This window comes from Pseudanabaena sp. CCNP1317, from assembly GCF_034931345.1.
Classification (GTDB): domain Bacteria; phylum Cyanobacteriota; class Cyanobacteriia; order Pseudanabaenales; family Pseudanabaenaceae; genus Pseudanabaena; species Pseudanabaena galeata.
Genome location: NZ_JAYGIF010000149.1, coordinates 17,327 through 35,490 on the forward strand (window position 1 = coordinate 17,327; position 18,164 = coordinate 35,490).

Consider the following 18,164-nt stretch of genomic DNA (forward strand, 5'->3'; position numbering starts at 1 on the left):
TATTTTTGTCCTTTACCTAGATTCATTACCTATAATCAATCTAGTGATTTGAATAAACCCATGAAAATCCTGCAAACCAAGAGCCAAGTTAACAACGGCGAAATCACCATCAAAGTTTCGCCAAGCCTCAATCAACAACAGGTTGAAGTCTTCATCTTCACCGCCGAAGCCCCAAATGAACTAGAAACAATGCGTCAACAAGCCATAACCAACGGTTATGACAGCAAACAAAAAATTCTCGACCTGATCCAACAAGTAAAACGAGAAATCATTATAGAAAGGGGTTGGCAGAATCCATGAATCCGCCCGAACGTATATTTTTAGATACAAATATCTACATTATAAATCCTCAACTATTGGCGACAACTCCACATCTTCATAAATCAATGCCAAAGAACATTGAAAATTAATACTCGTTAACTCAAACAAGTCAGGATTATCAGACTCCAGCAAATCCTCTGGATAGCTCGTCAATTCCCACTTACCAGCATTCCCCCGCCGATACACATCTATATTAATCTTCTCCGCATCAATCAAAACATACTCCAACAAACTCGGAAAACGCCGATAATATTTAAACTTATCGCCCCGATCAAAACCCGCCGTACTTGGAGATAGAACTTCGATAATTAACTTAGGGAAAGAAATTACATCACGCGATCCGCGATCGCTCTCATTACAACTCACCACCACATCAGGATAGAAATATTTTTTTGCATTCCTGTCTTGCACCTTAACATCAGCGACATTTATGCGACATCCCATCGCTTTTAAATGAGATCGCAGTGCATTGTAAGCATTTAAAGCGATATCATTGTGAGCGATCGTACCACCAGCCATCGCATAAACTTCACCATCAATATATTCATGGCGAAACTCCTGCTTCGCTTCCCATACCAAATACTCTTCAGGCGTTAAGAAATCATTTTTAAGATTAGCAATCATCGCTTTTGTCCTTAACTTTTAATCAAAAATAGCATAGTCAGCAATATCACTTACTCCCAAAACTTCACCGTCATCAGCGCGACCTATCTGTGAACTGCCAAAGGTAAGCTAATCATTCACACCGATGATAAAGAACATCTAAAAGACTTTCAGCATTATATCTGAGTCTATTGTTTATAATATCTATAAAACCTATAGAAACTATAGATAATGAACAAAAGCAAAACTATATCTGCCCATGTCACCAGTGAAACGATCGCCAAAATCGATCACCTTGCCAAACTCGAAAACCGATCGCGATCGCAACTTACAGGCGCAGTCGTAGAACTAGGCGGCGACCTCCCCCATGAAGCATGGACAGCATTACTTCAGATCAAAGCAATGGGAACCATCGAAGATTGGCAAGCCCTACAGCAAGACCTCACCCGTACCCTCCTCAATCATCGCTATCGGCTACTACAACAGAAAATGTCAACCCAAGGCGATCGGCAATGGCTCGACACTCTAGAAACCGAAGACGACATCCTTAATGCTGCCGTATTACTGACTCAACATGGCTAAAATCTCACGATGGTGTCTCGTCTCAATATTTGGTGTGCTGCCATCCTCGCCGATCTTAAACAAAACCAAGGATCAGCCTGCCAAAATTTAGTAAGCATTGTCCAAACAGGCAAAAGTCATTTTGGCTCAGTCGAACTGATCGTTTCATGGGGAATGCTCAATCGTTTGCAAGCAGTTCTACTTCGTCTGCAAATATCTCCAGAATATGCCTTTAACTATATTGATAATATTCGTGCTTATACAAGCATCAACCCTAGCCTTACTCTTGGCGGCACAGGCATTATTCCCCTTCAAGATGTAGAAGATCGTCATGTCCTAGAAACAGCGATCGCAGGAAAAGCTGACTTCTTGATTACCGCCAATTTTCAAGATTTTCAATCCAAAGAAACCCAAATAATTATCCCATCACGACATTATCTATATCAATCTCCTAACCATAAAATCCACATTGTTCATCCTTACTTAATGATGGAATGGATTAGAAAAGAGAGCTAGATAGTAAGATGGGTGGGGCTTTGCGATGCATATCTTACTATTTCAAAACTAACGAAAAGGAATCAAGACGCGATCGCGAATTAAAACATCAAAGGTATGGTGAATCTGCCTCGCTAACTTCGCTTGATCCGTCAATAACCCTAACTCCAAATTGAGACTCAGCGCATATTGCGTCAGATTAGCGCTACTGATCAACACCCGATGGCGATCGCTAATCACACCCTTAATATGCAAAGATCCATACTTCCCCTTCGAGTTCACAGGTCTTCTACCAATCGGCCAATAATAAATCTGTAACTGCTCAATCATCTCCGCAGGAAAAGTCTGCAAAATACCAAAGGGAATTTTTTCAGAGCGCTCAGGCATTTCCACAATCATCGTAATCACCACCTGACGCGCTAGAGCCTTACGCATCGCCGCCACGATTTCAGGAATATCATAAACCGCAAAGCTAATCAGCAATAACTCCTCACGGGTTTGATGGATTAACTCTAAAATCGTCGGTTCCGTTTGACGGTTCCATTCCCCCGCTTGGTCGGGCATCGTCCAGATCGGCTGCACCTCATAGTTCTTTTGCAATTCGCGCCCCAACTCCATCGCCGCCAGCAAAGCCAAATGCAGCGACTCCGAGCTAACTTCAGGATGTAACTCTTGCCAAAGCTCTATGAATTTGTAAACGCGATCGCGCAATTCCTGCGATGTCACCTTTTGCGAAAGCAAATATTTCCAATAATCAGACTCAGGAATAATCGCCATGATTTTGATTAATTCAGGCAGTAGGCGATCGGGCAGAGCCAGAGCCAATCCCTTCAGCGCATCAACAAAAATTGGGTTATACATAATTAAAATATTGAGGCGCGGCAAAGCCATACATCAATAGATTTTAATCTTTGTGGTGAAACTTTACATAGCTCTCCAATACTGCATTCATGCGAGACTGATATCCTTTCTTTCCATCCTTTTGAAAAAAATGCAAAACCGATTCTTTTATTCTCAAAGTCACAGGTGTAGTCAAATCAGGTGAGACTATCTCTGCCTTTGCCCAAAAAGAATCATCCAATTCCTCTATGTCCGAATAATCGATATCTTCATCCGATAAATTCGCAAGACGAAATTCCTCATCCTTGCTAAGTTGAGGCTTATGAACAGGATCAGCAATATATTCAACGATTTTCATAGCGATTAACCTCTCTTGTATTTGCTTTTCGCGCAGAAATGAGCCGAATCTTGGATGAACGGAGCGTAAAGGTAACTACATATACACGATTATCAATTTTCGCCAAAGTGATATAGCGATTCTCTCCATAATCCTGACGATGATCCAGCACTGTAATACGCTGGGTATCATCAAAGACTCTGGTTGCAAACTCAAAGCCCACAGAGTGCTTAATCAAATTAAGCTTTGCTTTCTCTTCGTCCCATTCAAACATGAATTAATGTTAACACAATTTGTACATACAAATAAAGAGAGGTGGTGCAAAGCACCACCTCTCTTTGATTAGCTAAAAAAACAAATATCTGTTTGCGAGAAGGTGGGAACCAGCAAAGCCCGATCTAAAAACTTATTGCCCCTCTCGCAAGAAGTCTCAGGACTAAATAAACAGGCGTGACAAGCTGCCCAATGCAAAGAAACCCGATCATCAGCAGGATCATGCTCAGCGCATAGTGGATCAGATGTACAGATCTTGATTGATTCAAGAGCTTGCTGGATATGATGATTGAGCCTTGGTGCTTCACCGAGATGCACCAAACCGCCCAATGTCCCTTCACTGTCAGGAGCCGCCGTATAAATTAATAAACCTGCCTGTGCTTGGCGATCGCGATTTGCCACCTGAGCATATATGCGCTCGCGTAAACTTGCGGCATTGTAGCCACATTCGAGGGCAAATTGACGCATCAGGGCATGGGAAAAGGAATGGATCAGTAAATAGCGCATATCGGGAGTCGAGATTTTATCGACAAGTTCAGGATTGCGCTGATTGAGCCAAGTTTTGTGAGCTTCTTTGACCTTGATATGTTGCTTTTTGACTGCGGGTTGTTGTTCCCATGTTTGCAGCGCCGCCTCATTAAATTCGATAAAGATCCCCTCGCCGCGCACTTCCATCGCAGGAACCCAACTTGGTTTAAAACGACTGAGGGGCGCTCGATATTCCTTCGGCACATCACCCGTATCGGTAAAGTCCCCAGGTGACTGAATGCGGGTGAAGCCAATTAGCGATCGCACTTCCCGTAATTTTTCCACCAGAATGACTTTAGAAATTACTTTGTCAAAATCAACAGGCGGCGCGATCGCCTTGAGTCGCCAGTCTTTGCCGCGATCCTCAAGCCCCGTCACGCTTTTAAATTTGAGCCATTCAGGAGTTTTGAGATCCGTTGCCGAAGTATGATCATTACTTTCTTGGCTAGAGCCATGATTACGCTTGGCGATCGCCTCCCAAATTTCTTGAATATCATAATTCTCTAGCTCGTAGGCTTTACCCTGTTTTTGTAAAATTTTGAGCAAAATTTTCAAAGTATCAGCACTATCAGCCTCTCCCAAGGTCTGCCAATAGCCATCAATATATTGTTCTAGTTTATTCTCAGCATTGGGAATCGATAGCGCTGATAGACTCAGGGAAAACCAACTATTAGAGGCTCCCAAAAGCATTGTTTTCATTTGGCGATCGCACTTATCGTCAAAATTGCGTAAATGGGGATGGCGACCGCGACAACGGGGCATATTTTGTTTGCCAGACAGCCCAAAGGCATCGGACATCCGCCGACTCGCCGCACAGCTATCACACTTGATCACAATATCAGTCACGGCTCCCGATACGCTCGGCTCAATTAATCGCAACGATCCCTTGCAATCACTACTCCCACGATGAACAAAATAGCGCCAAGGAAAATCATCAAGATGTCCCTTTTCACAAGCGGTGAGAAATCTCACAGGAATTACTTTGGGGGCGATCGCTTTATTGCAATTTGTATGATGATAAGCAGCTTCACTATGGCGATTGCGGAAAGTTTTTAATTCAAAAAGTCCGTCAGTAATCGGTGCAAGCAGATCGCACTTAGGGCATACCATCCAAGTTGGAAATGGCGCAACGGGGATTCCTTCAAGGTTTGGTTGCTGATTGAGATAGGGGTGACGGGCTTCTTCTTCAGGAATCGGTAAACTGACTAATTGCTGTACCTGTGCGCCAAGTTGCTCCTGCACCGCCGCCAACAATCGATCTTCCGTAATTACTTGAGTATGCTGGCGTTGCCATTCCTCTAAGCCCATCACCATCGCTGCTAAGTTGGGCAAGTCAGCGATCGCGCCGATGCCATAACTAAACATAATCTGACTAGGACGAAGTTCACCAATACGATATTTGTTCATAGTTTTAAAAATATATAGCAATCCTAAATGGGTTGTGAGAGTGCGCCGCGCACTCTCACACAACCTTAAAATAGCGGCGCTTTGCGCCTCTACTTTAAGAGGTGAATGGTTCTGGTAAGCGATCGCTTTCATTATCAGGTGCTTGATCGACAAAGATTAGCGCTGAAGCAGGTTCGACATTGCGAAGCGAATTTAAACAAGCAAAATAATCGTCAGGATCTTGAGCAATATTTTTTAAAAGTGAAACCGTTGTGCCGCCGCGACTGGAAGCCTTAAACTGTAACCTTGTCCCTGCTTCATTAGGCTTTGCGGCACTTGCCCACTTATCGCGCAGTCCATGCAGTTGATAGAGAATCTCATCCCTTAAGTCAGGATTTTGAAAACTTTGACTAATACGTTCAGCGATCGCCTCCATGCTTGAAACCAAATCAGGATGGTTAAAATTTTCCGTAATCATCCTCTCGGCTCCATCATTGTCATTAAACTCAAACCCACTCAATCTCACCAGCGAAACAAACAACGCCGCTAAACCACGATCCAAAGCTCCCGCAGAAAATGGCGTTACCGACAAAGGCTCAACGTGCTGATAGAAAGTAGCGTGGTAATGTTCAAAGCGCTCATAGTGCGATAAATCCCTTGGTCTTGCCCAGTTATAAACCGTCAAAACTAACCCAGGATGACTCCGCCCCACCCGTGATGTAGCTTGGATATATTCCGCAGTATTTTTGGGCTGACCGCAAGTCACCATCAGCCCCAGCCGCTTCACATCCACACCCACAGAGATCATATTCGTTGCCAAAATTACATCAAGGGGATTGAGTTTTTGCTGTTTCTTATCTTTCTGTTGATTCCGTTTCTCTTCCGCAGTCAAAACCTCAAACTTTCTTTCTAAAGCATCAAGAATTTTGGGAATATCCGTAGAACTTTTGCGCGAAGTTAGCTCTTCAATTCGACTAGGACTAAGATAGCGCTTCGCTAATCCCCGTTTATCCATTTTTGACAAGCGGGTGGTGATGTCATCATCCACAAGGCGGCGCGTTCCACCTAGCTCACGCAGAGAATTAAAATAGCCCACCAACGTCATCCAAGGATCGGCATCATAACCATCATCCATCAGTTGTTGAGCCGCCGAAAGTGCCACTAAATAGACCCGAATCAGAGCCGCCTTGAGACGACGACCAGGGGCGCAAATTCCCAGATACAACCGTCCAGAATGTTCATTGCTTGGTGGACGTTGCCGCGAAAAAAAATTATCTTCAATATTGATCGCCTGAGGTGGAAATATCTTTACCTCACGCAAAAATAGTTGATGTACTTGATTACGCGCTTGGCGAATCGTCGCTGTCGAAGCAATTACCTTAGGACGCACTTGCTGACCATTGACATCCCATGTACAAAGGTGATCAATTGCCGTTTCATAAAGTCCCACCATGCTACCCAATGCGCCACTAATTAGGTGCAACTCATCCTGAATGATCAGGTCTGGCGGACGTAAGGGCAAATGCGGTCTAGTTTTAACGGCGGGCAATGTGCCTTTCTTGGGATGACTATCACTATCTTCAAGGTCTGGGCATCGAAAACCATGGCGATCGCAATAGCCATTCACCTTTCCAAAGAGCATCTGAGTTTTACCATTCCAAGGCATTTGCGCGAACTTATCAACCGTGGCAATTACCAGAGATGGCAAGCGGCGATAGATTTCTTCATCAACTACCACAATCGGTAAACCCTCATTAGGTGAGTGCTTACGACCGAATAAACAATTGCCTACGCGATCGCTGCAATAAACCAGAGTTCTGCCAATATTTTTTTCAAAGGAAAGTACTTCAATATCTTTTCCCGCATCAATCACCGAGCCGCACCAAGGGCAGTTAGTAAGCTGATGGGGTGTACCAGAGGAGCCACTATAGTTTTGACCCTGATTTTGTCCCTTGAGTTGTTTGATCGTTTCTTCACTCTGTTCTGTCCAGTTAGGAGTGCTGTTATTGCCGACCCATAGTCCAATCCGAAAGGGTTCCCTTCCCCATTTAACAGGATCTTTGCGCCGCAAAGATTCACAGGCACAGATCAGCGTCGTGGCACGTTGAAACTGTTGCAGCGTCAGCAATCGCAGCGTATAGCGCATTAATACCGCCACGCCATGCTCTCCATCATGTCCAGACACTACGCCCTGCAAACGCCGCATCGCTAGGGTATAGGCAGTTAGCCCTAGATATGCCTCAGTCTTACCTCCGCCAGTGGGGAACCATAGCAGATCGCAGATCGCCTTCTGATCGGTTTGGCGATCGCTGTGGTGCAGATCGGTCAAACTGGGGAGATTAATCAAAATAAAAGCAAGCTGGAAAGTCCGCCAGCTATAATTCTCAGGTCTTTCAAAATCATTGAAAGGATTGTCCTTACCCTGTCTTTTTTGTTCAGCATAAAGACTCCGAATCCGTTGCTGCGCCATCGCCATATTCATAAACTGAAAAGCTTCCACGGCTTGCGGATTGGCTTCTAATAGCTGAATTCCTTCGCGAATTCTCGTTAATGCAATCTGACAATCCTTGAGATTGCGATCGGCGGCTTGTTTATAAAATTCTGGACTACTTGGTAATTGCTGTTTATTGATTTCCTGTGACCGTAACCATTGTTCATAGGCACTCACAAGCGGATAGAGGATTGGTGGCAACGCTTCAGCTTCGACCTGAGCGAGTACCTTCATATCTAAAATCAAGCCCTTGAGCGCAGGGATTTCTTTCTCATCAGGCGGTGTCGTGTTGGGAACGATATGTCTAGGAATGGCACTAGTGGTAAGACTGATAGCGCGATCGCCTTGTTGGGATGACCTTGATGAACTGTCAGCTACAACTTCCGCATGGACGCTAGTATTATGCCCCACCGCAAATTCAACACAATTCCGATAGAGCAGTTGCAAAGATTCTTGTTCATAGCGTAGATCACCATCAAGACTGTCACTGCTAGTAAGTGGTTTGCGTATAAAGATTGCCTGATGGGGATTACTGCCCTGCACCTTAACTTCTGGTTGAAAGAGCCAAGCCGAATCCCGATTTTGCTTAGGTTCCGTTTGCCTATTTTCTAAAAAGATAGTCACAATCCAATCACGATCAATTTTACGACAACGCACCCGCACGACTACAGCAGGTGCATTTTTGCGATCGGGATACCATTCCCTTGTCTGTTCAGTAGTTGCTGCAATATCCGCTAATTTAAATATGCCAGAGCCATTAATCGGATTACGTTGCCAAACAGTTTTAGGATTATTCTTATCATTAGTAATTACTTCGCTTTCGCCTTTTTTGTAATATCCCCAAATAGCCTGAATTGTGATCTCGTCAAAATCACCATCCACACAAAAACTCAAACCAATTGACGATGGAAATAAGCTGCTAGGCGGTGCGACCTCCTCCGTATCACCATCATCGCTATTCTTTTTGCCTGCGATCGCCAGATTGTCCTGTTGAGCAGGATCTTCTTCTTGGGTAAGATCTATTTCATCACCAATTTGATCGCCAATTTGATCCCCAGATGCGACTTTTGTATAGCGTTTACGTGGTGCGATCGCCCCAACTAGATAGCGTTCAGTGAGGCTAGGCTCATCAACTTCCTCATTTTCACCATTTACAGGCCCCAGCAAATCCTTGTAAATCATTGCCACTAGCTTCTCTCGAATCTCTCTAGGCGTTGCCTTTTGGAGGATCTTTCCCTGCTCTACGTTCTCTGATGGAACTACAAATTCTGTACTGAGTAATAATTCCCCTTGCCCATTTTGCGGTTGACTTGTGGCGGGGATAAATTGCTCTTCTAAGAGTTTACCCTGTATCCTTGTCTTGTTTTTCCCCGATGATTTCCTTGACGATAATTTACCGATAACTCGATTAATGCGATCGCATAATTGTGGTGAAATAGTCTCCGTCCCCAAAACTGTTTCATGCGCTGCAATACTCAAACCTTGCAGTAATATTTCCAACTGACGATCGCTAATTTCTTCGACGAGACTCCAATCGAGATGAACTTTATCATCTCGCAATTGCTGATTAATTTCTTCAAGATTCAGTTGCTCGAATTCTTGGCGAGGAAGCTTGATAAGTTGCATAAACCCTTGCTATGGCATAATTTTCCCGTCTTTAGGGGTTATTTTACGCTAATTTTTCTTTTAATAGTGATTTAATCTAAATATTTTTGGTATTCCTAAAAAGGAAATCATTTATTATCCGAAGGATTGGCATTACCATATTTTGTAAATTTTGTAATGAGACACTTGAGTTGTAAAAACAAAACTTACTTTGCAATATATCCCTACTTCCCTCTAATAGAGATTTATAAACTTTGATGAGACTCTAATATGAATTGACAAGAATTAGATGAAGTTTTGTGGATATGCGCCCATTTATCCCTGAAATGTAGACTTGCTGATCTGAGTGTTAAAGTCTCTTATCCTAGAAGTTGACACCATAAGTTTGCCGCATCGGCAAACTTATGGTCATAATCACACTAAAAACAATCATTTTTGAAATTTGAGACCTAACTCGTCACAGAAACATCATAGAGCAGATAATCATACATTATTTGTCATTAAATTTATATGAATAAGTATTTATACTCGTTTTGATCAACGTGTTTTAAAGGTTTGAGGCGTTTGCTTGGCGCGTTGCGTTATATTGTTGAGGTATCTGCCCGTTAGTTAGTTGTCGTCATGCAAAAATGGTTTAATACTGCTGGTCCTTGTCAAGTTGATATTCATTACATGCTGCCGTCCACAGGGCGCTTGCCTGAGTTAGTCAATCTAATCTCGCAGCGGAATTATTTTGTCCTCCATGCGCCAAGACAAGTGGGTAAAACTACAGCAATGATTTCGCTGGCAAAGGAGTTAACAGCTAGCGGGCAGTATACGTCAGTGATGTTGTCCTTGGAAGTGGGAGCAGTATTTTCTCACGATCCTGAGTTAGCAGAGAGAGCCATATTAGATGAGTGGCAAGATGCGATTAGATTTTATTTGCCACCAGAGTTACAGCCAAGTAATGGAATTTTAGGAGAATCAGGTCGTCAAATCGGTGCTTTTTTGGCAGCATGGTCACAAGAATCATCGCGCCCTTTAGCAGTATTTCTTGATGAAATTGATGCTTTGAGTGATGAGACCTTGGTTTCTGTACTACGACAAATCCGATCTGGATTTCCCCGTCGTCCGCAGGGATTTCCGCAGTCAGTTTCATTGGTGGGGATGCGTGATGTGCGGGATTATAAATATGCATCAGGGGGAAGCGATCGGCTAAATACCTCCAGCCCTTTTAATATTAAAGTGCGTTCTTTTACTCTAAGTAATTTCACTCTTGAGGATGTGAGGAATCTCTATCAGCAACATACAGAAGCGACAGGACAGATATTTACGACTGAAGCTGTCGATTTAGCTTTTCATTTGACGCAGGGTCAGCCTTGGTTAGTTAATGCGATCGCTAAGGAAATTGTTGAATATATTGCTAAAGATCCATCTATTCCTATTACTGCTGAGCTAGTAAATCAAGCTAAGGAAGTACTGATAAAGAGACAGGATACGCATCTGGATAGCCTTGCCGAAAGATTACGGGAAGATAGAGTCAGAGCAGTGATTCAGCCTATTCTCGCTGGGCAGGAACTGCCAGATGTACCACAGGATGATATTCGCTACGTTTTAGATTTAGGGCTTTGTACTAACGAAAATGGTTTGGCGATCGCTAATCCTATTTATCAGGAAGTGCTTCCTAGAGTGCTTGCCTATGTAACTACTGCTTCTATTGGGTATCTTCAACCAATCTGGCTTAGTGAGCAAGGTGAATTTTTGCCCGATCGCTTGTTGGAAGCGTTCTTATTATTCTGGCGGCAGCATGGAGAGCCTTTATTTGACAGTACACCCTATCCAGAGATTGCACCTCATATTGTATTGATGGCTTTTCTGCACCGTGTTGTTAATGGTGGGGGCACTTTGGAGAGAGAATATGCCATTGGTTCGGGAAGAATGGATATTTGTTTGCGCTATGGTAAGACAACTTTGGCGATGGAGTTGAAAGTATGGCGAGACAAGAAGCCAGATCCAATCAAGGAAGGATTAAAGCAGTTGGATAAGTATTTATCGGGGTTGAGTTTGGATACGGGTTGGTTAGTGATATTCGATCGCCGTTCTGGCTTGCCGCCGCTAAGCGATCGCACTACTACTGAAAATGTCATCAGTCCCGCAGGGCGAGAAATTATTGTAATTCGAGGCTAGAGACTGCTTGCTATGTCAATACCAGAGCTGACTTTAGTTGTTTACAGTGAATTGCTTAGAGCGATCGCCTTACGCGCAGCTTGGGCATATTTTCTCACTGTTTCATAGGGCATATCGAGATCGATCGCGATCGCTTTGAGACTTTCGCCTAGTTCATACCTTGCTAAGATGGTTGCCCAGATAGTAGCGGTGTTCTGAGCGCGATCGCCTCCTTGTCTTTTTTTGGTTTGTAGAAATAGCTCTGTTAGCTCAGCGATTCTCTTAATTAAATGCTCTTGAATGGGAGTTGTTACTATTGATTCTTTTTCATTCTTCCAGTTTCCGACTTCATTCTTCCCAATTAGTCTCGTTTGTCCTAGCCCAAACGTTGTTTTATGCCCCGTTCCGCAATAATTAGCGAGTTTAATTAATGCCGAGAGCAACCTTTCAAAATCAGAATTATGAGAAGCTTTGAAATCGACAGCAAATTCGACTGTACCAGTAAATCCAGTCACATAGCCCTGTTTTGCAACAGCAACCTTAGTACAGACAAGATCGTAGTTAGTTATATAAACTACCTGTTCAATCCATGCTAAAAACTCCTCTTGAGGAAAAGCTTCAGGCGCAAAGTCGTTCCATCGGCGGAGGTAGCTATGGAAGATGTTGGCGGGAATCGGTAAGGGTAAATGATGATTTTTGCTACGAAAGCAAGTCGGCGTTAGGAAAGCAAGTGTAAATCTGGATTCTGGATTTGCTGAAGCTGACCAGAGATTATTGTAGGTGGTGGCAGGTTGATTAATGGCTATCTGCGCGATCGCAAAGTTGCCACTGTAAAGATTAATCGTTTCTGGATGGTCGTTGTACCAAGTTCTCAACCATTCACATAGATCATTTGATAGGGCGGAGATTGTCCATGTATAGGTGCTATCGGCTCTAGCGAGGAATGTATTGGCTATGAGTTCAAGTTTGCCATTGAGGGGAGATATGGCAAAGGCTTTTTCGGATTGTCCATCATGGAGATATGCTGAGAGTTGTGGATCGCTAGCACGGACTTGATGCAGAAACCACGCATGTAAGGCAGTGGTGTAGTTAGGGGATAATTCAATGTCGGCGATCGCTTTTAAGGTCAGGGTGATACTGACGATTTCGGTGTCGTCTGTCCATGGGGCGATCGTTGGTTTCTGGGGGCTTGGCATGGAATGCTTAGTAAGTCTTGACTGGTTTAAGGCTATAGGAGAGTTTGATCTCCATTACCTTGGGATTGACTGGTTTATTATCAATATAATCGCTCAGTACATATTGTAATCGACGATCTGGACTTGCACAGGCTAGGACTAGTCCTGCGGTCATAGATTTTGTACCGCCTGTATAGTCGGCAATGATGTCTGAGTTATCCAGATCATAATTTTCCTTCGCATCTTGATATATGGCTTCGACAATTTTACGAATCTGATTAGGATCGTTAGCATCTTCAGGGTTGATGACTAGGGAAAGTTGTTTTTTAGGGTTTTCTGGATCGCTTAATGGGTAATCGCGATCAAAGTGAAAAATATTGTCAGGTATAATTAGATCCTTAATTATTTCCTTAGTGGCTGCTAGTGCTTTGTCTCCTCCGCAAATAATCCAACAATGCTGAAGATCGCCTTTACTTTCTTTCCAGTGATGTTGAATGGCAATTTTTGCAGATGAGTCTACTGTGAGACTGGCAAAGATAATTAATCCTCTAAATGTGGCGTTTAGTTCTTCGGGGGCTTCACTGATAAGGCTGCGATCGCTAAAGATATTTGAGATGATGCGTTTGATGTTGGAAATTGATAGAAATAGAATGATCGAGAGGATGCTTACTACAACAATTTGCCAAAAGATTTTGCTCAAGCCATATTTTGTCTCTAACCATGTGCCGAGGGTGTCAAGAAGCAGTGTCGATAATCCGTTGGCGGCAATGCTGAGGGTTAGGGTAAAGACAAAGAAGATGATGGGATATTTATTGGGCTTGGCGAGGGAGTCTATAGTTTTACGCATTGCTTTACAGGGAATAATTAGACAAAACCAGCTTTAGGTTCAAATTATACAAGTTTCAGGTAAAGGGAGTGTTCCGTCATCATTTACCGATCAAGAAATTTTTTGTATAGTTGTTATATGTTTATAAGGAACATGAGCTATGACTGCCAATAGTACGTTACGCGATCGCCTTGTCAAAAAGTTAGATGATCTTGAAGCAGACAAATTAAATTCTGTAATTGATTTTGTAAACTTTCTACTTTATCAGCAACAAGTTAATCAGAATCAGTCAAAGCCTAAAATAATACAAGACAGAAAGATTTTAGTTGAAGATCTCAAGCAGTTACTTAAAGAGACTCAGGCTATTCATGCAGATAATCCAATAACCGAAGAAGAAATTGCCGAAGAAATTGCTGCTTATCGTAGGGGCGAATGATTAAAGTTATTGTTGACACTAATATTCTGATTTCAGCTTCACTGACAGGACGTTATCCTGAGTCTGTCATTTTAACTTTGGTATCTAATCCAAATTTTATGTGGGTTGTGTCTTAAGGAATTCTGGCTGAGTATAAAGCAGTTTTAATGCGTAAAAAATTAAAGCTGTCCACAGAGCAGCAACAAAGATGGCTAAAAATTATTGATGCATTTACAACGACTATTGATGTGAGTATTTCTGTTGATTTTCCTAGAGATCCTAAGGATGCTAAGTTTTTGGAATGCGCGATCGCGGCTAATGCCGCCTATTTAATTACTGGCGATCGCGATTTTGATGATATTTCTGATTTGCAAAATACACAGGTAGTTTCTGCATCAATGTTTTTGGAGATGGTTGAATTACAGGCAGAAGATTGAAGACTGAAGATCGAATTTAGATTAAAGTTTTTGGTAAATTATTATTTCTCATTTCGTTCTTTGTTACTAGTATTTTCATCTCTTGGTCTTCTTTCCCTCTTCAATCTTCGGCACTGGTCAGTGAAGGAGTGAGGGTTAAAATAAAGATGTAGAGCCAAGGAGTAAATCATGAAATGTCCCCACTGCCAAAGCGAAAAGGTAGTCAAGAATGGCAAGGATTACCACCAAGACGGCAAAGCGATCCAGAATTATTTATGCAAAGGATGTGGCAAAAGATTCAACGAACGGACAGGAACAGCGATGTCAAGGCTAAGAACCCCAGCAAGTATCGTGTCCTATGCGCTGAAAATGAGGACAGAGGGGATGGGAATCAGAGCAAGTGGGAGAGTGCTAGAGAAATCGCACACCAGCATCATGAGATGGGAGCAAAAACTGGCAAATCAAGCACAGCAATGGAGTCCAGAAGCCCCAGCAGGAGGAGAAGTGACTATTGAAGGAGATGAAATTTATACTCGCGTAAGCGAGAACCTTCCCCCCCAGTGAATCAAAAGGGTGGACAGTAGTATTTATCGAACGCAACAGTCGCTATTGGATTGAAGCAAAGGCAGGCAAGAAAACCACCGAACTATTTGAGAAAGCAACAAAAACAGCATGGCAATGGTCAAAGGCAATTCAATACATCCGATGGTTTAGCGATGGTGAAAGGAGATATGCCCAACAACTTTGGCAAATGGCAAGTGTGTACCTCAAATCCACCGAAGTAAGCCGTGAGTATGGACATCGGAAAGTATGGCGATATGGATTAGAAGTGGCGATCAAAATCAAAGGCTCACAGGGCAATCGTCGAGTCGAATGGGTAAAACCTGAGCATCCTTATACCGCGATTAGCGACAGGAGTGACGTTCATGCTAATCACAATGAAGCAAACAACAGTGCATTGAGAAGGAGATGTAGCGCTTATCGCCGCAGACAAAACCTATATGCAAAGAATACTGAAGGATTACAACGCGCAGTCACTGTGCAAAGATTGGTACACAACTGGGTAAGACCTCACGGGGGCTTAGGCAAGAACAAGACTCCAGTTATGGCGATCGGGCTATATCATCGACCGATTTCTATGCTGGAGTTGCTGTCATTACGCGGCTTTACTTCCCTCACGCCTTAACTGACCAGTGCCCAATCTTCTTTCTTCCGTCTTTCCCTTACGTTTCCGTCCCCTTGCGGGGTAAAAAAATTGAAACTAGCTTTTCCGTACTCCCCTGTCAAAGACAGTGATTGTTTCCGTCCCCTTGCGGGGTAAAAAAATTGAAACTTCTTTATACGATAAATCAGCAATGATCGTATTGTTTCCGTCCCCTTGCGGGGTAAAAAAATTGAAACTATCGTGTATTGACCTTACCTTATGAGGGTAACCAATGTTTCCGTCCCCTTGCGGGGTAAAAAAATTGAAACTGTTGATCTTAATGATTTAAATACTAAGTGGCGAGAGTTTCCGTCCCCTTGCGGGGTAAAAAAATTGAAACGAAAGGCAGGATGTATCTACACCGTAACTGGTAAGTTTCCGTCCCCTTGCGGGGTAAAAAAATTGAAACCGTTTGCAACCTGGAATTGGAACTTCATCAAAGTTTCCGTCCCCTTGCGGGGTAAAAAAATTGAAACTTTTTTCTTAAAACACTTAAATTTAGTTGCTATCTTCAGTTTCCGTCCCCTTGCGGGGTAAAAAAATTGAAACTTGTTAATCTTGATTGCTTCTGTATCATCCTATGGTTTCCGTCCCCTTGCGGGGTAAAAAAATTGAAACTCGATGAGAAAGGTTTAACTTTTTTCAATTACGTTTCCGTCCCCTTGCGGGGTAAAAAAATTGAAACACATGACCGTGACTGTTGATCTTCAAGGCAATGGTTTCCGTCCCCTTGCGGGGTAAAAAAATTGAAACTTTTTTCTTATTCTGTTTTCAAAATCTCACAAAGTTTCCGTCCCCTTGCGGGGTAAAAAAATTGAAACTTTAGCATGGTAGTCAATTTTCTTTACGTTCAATGTTTCCGTCCCCTTGCGGGGTAAAAAAATTGAAACCTGTGTCTGTGTCTGCGTTCCCATACTCATCCGTTTCCGTCCCCTTGCGGGGTAAAAAAATTGAAACCATAATAAATATGGAAAAATCTTCGCAATCTTGTGTTGGTTTCCGTCCCCTTGCGGGGTAAAAAAATTGAAACACAGTAGCCTTAACGGACAAGCACAGCAGTTTCCGTCCCCTTGCGGGGTAAAAAAATTGAAACGCCTGTAAAAGCTGATACAGTAGTCGTCGATGATAGTTTCCGTCCCCTTGCGGGGTAAAAAAATTGAAACCCTCGGCTTCTGGAGGGCTTACCTAGAGCGCATTTGACAACACGAAAATTCTTGGGGGTAAGAAAATTGTCAAGTTATTGAGAATAGCTATCAATAAGGATCTTTCAAAACAGGCTCAAACCCTTACTGGGAGAGCGAGTTCTTGGGGTTGACGAAGTTATGCGGTTTTCAAGGTACTGGCTGACCCCTAGAACTGGGTCTATGAGATATAGTCTATGCCACCTCACACAAAACGTCAACATGATGCAAAATAGCCCGCATCACACCAGTTTTGCCCCGACAGCAAAGCAAAATCACCTTACCTGAAATCGCCCCTGATCGCTTTAACGCCGCAACTGCATCAGTTTGACCATGACGCATATAGCCCGTCAGGATAAAAATGAGATCGCAGTAGAGGATCTTTGCCTTGATTTTGCTGCCTCCAATGCCGAGCTTACTAAACGAAGGCAACTCAACCCAATCACATAAACCGTAACCTTTCCGCAAAGCATGGCTGACCTCGCGATAAATACTGGGATGCCCACCCACGATCGCTATTTTTAACTGAGAGCGCTGCAACATCACTATTTACCTCGCACCAGCCACGCACTGGCATTCTCAGACATCCGCCCTAGAGCCGTAATAATCTCATCATATTGACGATAGATCTCCTGCCCTTTTTCCGCATCGAAATAGCCACAGGTCACAGCAAACTCAATCCATGACTGAGCTTTAGCCGCATGAGATGCCGCATCACTGATACCAGTAATAAAAGCGCGATAAGCATAGCGTTTGTGCCAAGCCGCCGCCACATGAATAAAAACTAACCTTGCGGCAAGCAACATCGGTTCAGCCAGCAAAGTTTTCTCACGTTCAGGTAACTCATATTCCAATTCACGCAGAGACATCGCCGCCTCAAACGCCAATTGATATACCCGCAATTCCTGATACTTAGTAATAAAGTCCCGTGACATAACCACCTCATATTGTTAAATTTAGTTTTCGATTAGAAACGATTAAGAATTGTTTTAGATCCCCCTCAATCCCCCTTAAAAAGGGGGAAGAAGAAGATTTCCCCCCCTTTCTAAGGGGGGCTGGGGGGGGGCTGGGGGGATCTCTTTTTCAGACAATAAAAGCCACATCATCAACCTGAAAATCAGGTTGCATCCCCACAATCTTTACTAACTGTCGATGTCGTGGGGACATGGGATAAAACCGAATCTGGTCTTCTTGCGCCTTAATCAGCTTCTGAACACGTTTCTGTACCGTTTTGTACTGATCGGGAGACAGCACACACTCAAATACCGACTTCTGTACCCTCAGTCCATACCCCTGCAAAAAGTTTGAGACTTTAGTACGACGGCGATCGTTAACGATGTCGTAGCAAACTAGATAAAACAT

Annotated in this window: 18 protein-coding genes and 1 CRISPR repeat array; of the genes, 7 read left to right on the plus strand and 11 right to left on the minus strand. The window is 43.2% G+C overall.

The genetic code is table 11. From position 1 onward, the window contains the following. Window positions 1-60: 60 nt before the first annotated feature. On the plus strand, window positions 61-300 hold the full coding sequence (locus VB775_RS22645) for a hypothetical protein (protein ID WP_281009503.1): 240 nt from the start codon (window positions 61-63) through the stop codon (window positions 298-300). Between the two features lie 39 nt (window positions 301-339). Here VB775_RS22645 and VB775_RS22650 read toward each other — a convergent pair whose 3' ends face one another. After that, entirely contained in the window at window positions 340-945 is a 606-nt protein-coding gene (locus VB775_RS22650; protein WP_281009504.1) for a Uma2 family endonuclease, read from the minus strand. A gap of 210 nt (window positions 946-1,155) precedes the next feature. Between VB775_RS22650 and VB775_RS22655 the strand changes: the two genes are divergently transcribed. Both VB775_RS22655 and VB775_RS22660 read left to right on the plus strand, forming a co-directional pair. Continuing rightward, window positions 1,156-1,506, plus strand: coding sequence for a ribbon-helix-helix protein, CopG family (locus VB775_RS22655; protein WP_281009505.1), 351 nt, complete (start codon window positions 1,156-1,158; stop codon window positions 1,504-1,506). Between the two features lie 9 nt (window positions 1,507-1,515). After that, window positions 1,516-2,001 (plus strand): PIN domain-containing protein, encoded by a 486-nt coding sequence (locus VB775_RS22660; RefSeq protein ID WP_281009506.1) that lies wholly within the window; start codon window positions 1,516-1,518, stop codon window positions 1,999-2,001. A gap of 48 nt (window positions 2,002-2,049) precedes the next feature. On the opposite strand, the gene drmC is transcribed toward VB775_RS22660, so the two are convergent. The 5 genes from drmC to drmA form a co-directional block, all read right to left on the minus strand. After that, window positions 2,050-2,841, minus strand: coding sequence for a DISARM system phospholipase D-like protein DrmC (drmC, locus tag VB775_RS22665; RefSeq protein ID WP_281009507.1), 792 nt, complete (start codon window positions 2,839-2,841; stop codon window positions 2,050-2,052). 43 nt (window positions 2,842-2,884) lie between these two features. Next, window positions 2,885-3,178 (minus strand): BrnA antitoxin family protein, encoded by a 294-nt coding sequence (locus VB775_RS22670; protein ID WP_281009508.1) that lies wholly within the window; start codon window positions 3,176-3,178, stop codon window positions 2,885-2,887. Continuing rightward, window positions 3,165-3,431, minus strand: a complete 267-nt coding sequence (locus tag VB775_RS22675; RefSeq protein ID WP_281009509.1) for a BrnT family toxin — start codon at window positions 3,429-3,431, stop codon at window positions 3,165-3,167. Before VB775_RS22675 ends, VB775_RS22670 begins: the two co-directional genes overlap by 14 nt. Before the next feature lie 68 nt (window positions 3,432-3,499). Beyond that, window positions 3,500-5,365 carry a DUF1998 domain-containing protein gene (gene drmB / locus VB775_RS22680; RefSeq protein ID WP_281009510.1) on the minus strand — a complete coding sequence of 622 codons (1,866 nt, stop codon included), beginning with the start codon at window positions 5,363-5,365 and terminating at the stop codon, window positions 3,500-3,502. A gap of 94 nt (window positions 5,366-5,459) precedes the next feature. After that, entirely contained in the window at window positions 5,460-9,461 is a 4,002-nt protein-coding gene (gene drmA / locus VB775_RS22685) for a DISARM system helicase DrmA (RefSeq protein WP_281009511.1), read from the minus strand. Between the two features lie 600 nt (window positions 9,462-10,061). Here drmA and VB775_RS22690 point away from each other — a divergent pair. After that, window positions 10,062-11,606, plus strand: a complete 1,545-nt coding sequence (locus VB775_RS22690; protein WP_323216973.1) for an AAA family ATPase — start codon at window positions 10,062-10,064, stop codon at window positions 11,604-11,606. A gap of 41 nt (window positions 11,607-11,647) precedes the next feature. On the opposite strand, the gene cas6 is transcribed toward VB775_RS22690, so the two are convergent. Beyond that, window positions 11,648-12,781 carry a CRISPR-associated endoribonuclease Cas6 gene (cas6, locus tag VB775_RS22695; protein ID WP_281009987.1) on the minus strand — a complete coding sequence of 378 codons (1,134 nt, stop codon included), beginning with the start codon at window positions 12,779-12,781 and terminating at the stop codon, window positions 11,648-11,650. Window positions 12,782-12,788: 7 nt separating this feature from the next. Beyond that, window positions 12,789-13,607, minus strand: coding sequence for a hypothetical protein (locus VB775_RS22700; protein WP_281009986.1), 819 nt, complete (start codon window positions 13,605-13,607; stop codon window positions 12,789-12,791). 139 nt (window positions 13,608-13,746) lie between these two features. Between VB775_RS22700 and VB775_RS22705 the strand changes: the two genes are divergently transcribed. The 3 genes from VB775_RS22705 (at window position 13,747) to VB775_RS22715 (ending at window position 15,603) form a co-directional block, all read left to right on the plus strand. Further along, the gene (locus VB775_RS22705) at window positions 13,747-14,022 is read left to right on the plus strand and encodes a hypothetical protein (protein ID WP_281009985.1); all 276 of its coding nucleotides are present in this window, start codon (window positions 13,747-13,749) and stop codon (window positions 14,020-14,022) included. Window positions 14,023-14,144: 122 nt separating this feature from the next. Next, window positions 14,145-14,438 (plus strand): putative toxin-antitoxin system toxin component, PIN family, encoded by a 294-nt coding sequence (locus tag VB775_RS22710; RefSeq protein ID WP_281010061.1) that lies wholly within the window; start codon window positions 14,145-14,147, stop codon window positions 14,436-14,438. Window positions 14,439-14,606: 168 nt separating this feature from the next. Continuing rightward, window positions 14,607-15,603, plus strand: a protein-coding gene (locus VB775_RS22715; protein WP_281009984.1) for a transposase-like zinc-binding domain-containing protein whose coding sequence is annotated in 2 segments (ribosomal slippage) — window positions 14,607-14,978 and window positions 14,980-15,603 — 996 coding nt in all. Because the reading frame shifts where the segments join, the coding sequence is not laid out codon by codon here. A 41-nt stretch (window positions 15,604-15,644) separates the two neighbouring features. Then, window positions 15,645-16,784: a CRISPR direct-repeat array (repeat unit 35 nt; unit sequence GTTTCCGTCCCCTTGCGGGGTAAAAAAATTGAAAC). Between the two features lie 213 nt (window positions 16,785-16,997). Here VB775_RS22715 and VB775_RS22720 read toward each other — a convergent pair. From VB775_RS22720 to cas2, 3 genes are all read right to left on the minus strand, one after another. Continuing rightward, window positions 16,998-17,345, minus strand: coding sequence for a hypothetical protein (locus VB775_RS22720; protein WP_281009983.1), 348 nt, complete (start codon window positions 17,343-17,345; stop codon window positions 16,998-17,000). A gap of 2 nt (window positions 17,346-17,347) precedes the next feature. Beyond that, a complete protein-coding gene (locus tag VB775_RS22725) occupies window positions 17,348-17,737 on the minus strand; it encodes a four helix bundle protein (protein ID WP_281009982.1) in 390 nt (129 codons plus the stop codon). 148 nt (window positions 17,738-17,885) lie between these two features. Beyond that, window positions 17,886-18,164 (minus strand): CRISPR-associated endonuclease Cas2, encoded by a 279-nt coding sequence (gene cas2, locus VB775_RS22730; protein ID WP_281009981.1) that lies wholly within the window; start codon window positions 18,162-18,164, stop codon window positions 17,886-17,888.

Excerpts from the sequence above, each read along its gene's own strand:
- VB775_RS22645 (WP_281009503.1), top strand. The coding sequence starts at position 61 with ATGAAAATCCTGCAAACCAAGAGCCAAGTTAACAACGGCGAAATCACC.
- VB775_RS22650 (WP_281009504.1), bottom strand. The coding sequence starts at position 945 with ATGATTGCTAATCTTAAAAATGATTTCTTAACGCCTGAAGAGTATTTG.
- VB775_RS22655 (WP_281009505.1), top strand. The coding sequence starts at position 1,156 with ATGAACAAAAGCAAAACTATATCTGCCCATGTCACCAGTGAAACGATC.
- VB775_RS22660 (WP_281009506.1), top strand. The coding sequence starts at position 1,516 with ATGGTGTCTCGTCTCAATATTTGGTGTGCTGCCATCCTCGCCGATCTT.
- drmC (WP_281009507.1), bottom strand. The coding sequence starts at position 2,841 with ATGTATAACCCAATTTTTGTTGATGCGCTGAAGGGATTGGCTCTGGCT.
- VB775_RS22670 (WP_281009508.1), bottom strand. The coding sequence starts at position 3,178 with ATGAAAATCGTTGAATATATTGCTGATCCTGTTCATAAGCCTCAACTT.
- VB775_RS22675 (WP_281009509.1), bottom strand. The coding sequence starts at position 3,431 with ATGTTTGAATGGGACGAAGAGAAAGCAAAGCTTAATTTGATTAAGCAC.
- drmB (WP_281009510.1), bottom strand. The coding sequence starts at position 5,365 with ATGAACAAATATCGTATTGGTGAACTTCGTCCTAGTCAGATTATGTTT.
- drmA (WP_281009511.1), bottom strand. The coding sequence starts at position 9,461 with ATGCAACTTATCAAGCTTCCTCGCCAAGAATTCGAGCAACTGAATCTT.
- VB775_RS22690 (WP_323216973.1), top strand. The coding sequence starts at position 10,062 with ATGCAAAAATGGTTTAATACTGCTGGTCCTTGTCAAGTTGATATTCAT.
- cas6 (WP_281009987.1), bottom strand. The coding sequence starts at position 12,781 with ATGCCAAGCCCCCAGAAACCAACGATCGCCCCATGGACAGACGACACC.
- VB775_RS22700 (WP_281009986.1), bottom strand. The coding sequence starts at position 13,607 with ATGCGTAAAACTATAGACTCCCTCGCCAAGCCCAATAAATATCCCATC.
- VB775_RS22705 (WP_281009985.1), top strand. The coding sequence starts at position 13,747 with ATGACTGCCAATAGTACGTTACGCGATCGCCTTGTCAAAAAGTTAGAT.
- VB775_RS22720 (WP_281009983.1), bottom strand. The coding sequence starts at position 17,345 with ATGTTGCAGCGCTCTCAGTTAAAAATAGCGATCGTGGGTGGGCATCCC.
- VB775_RS22725 (WP_281009982.1), bottom strand. The coding sequence starts at position 17,737 with ATGTCACGGGACTTTATTACTAAGTATCAGGAATTGCGGGTATATCAA.
- cas2 (WP_281009981.1), bottom strand. The coding sequence starts at position 18,164 with ATGTTTTATCTAGTTTGCTACGACATCGTTAACGATCGCCGTCGTACT.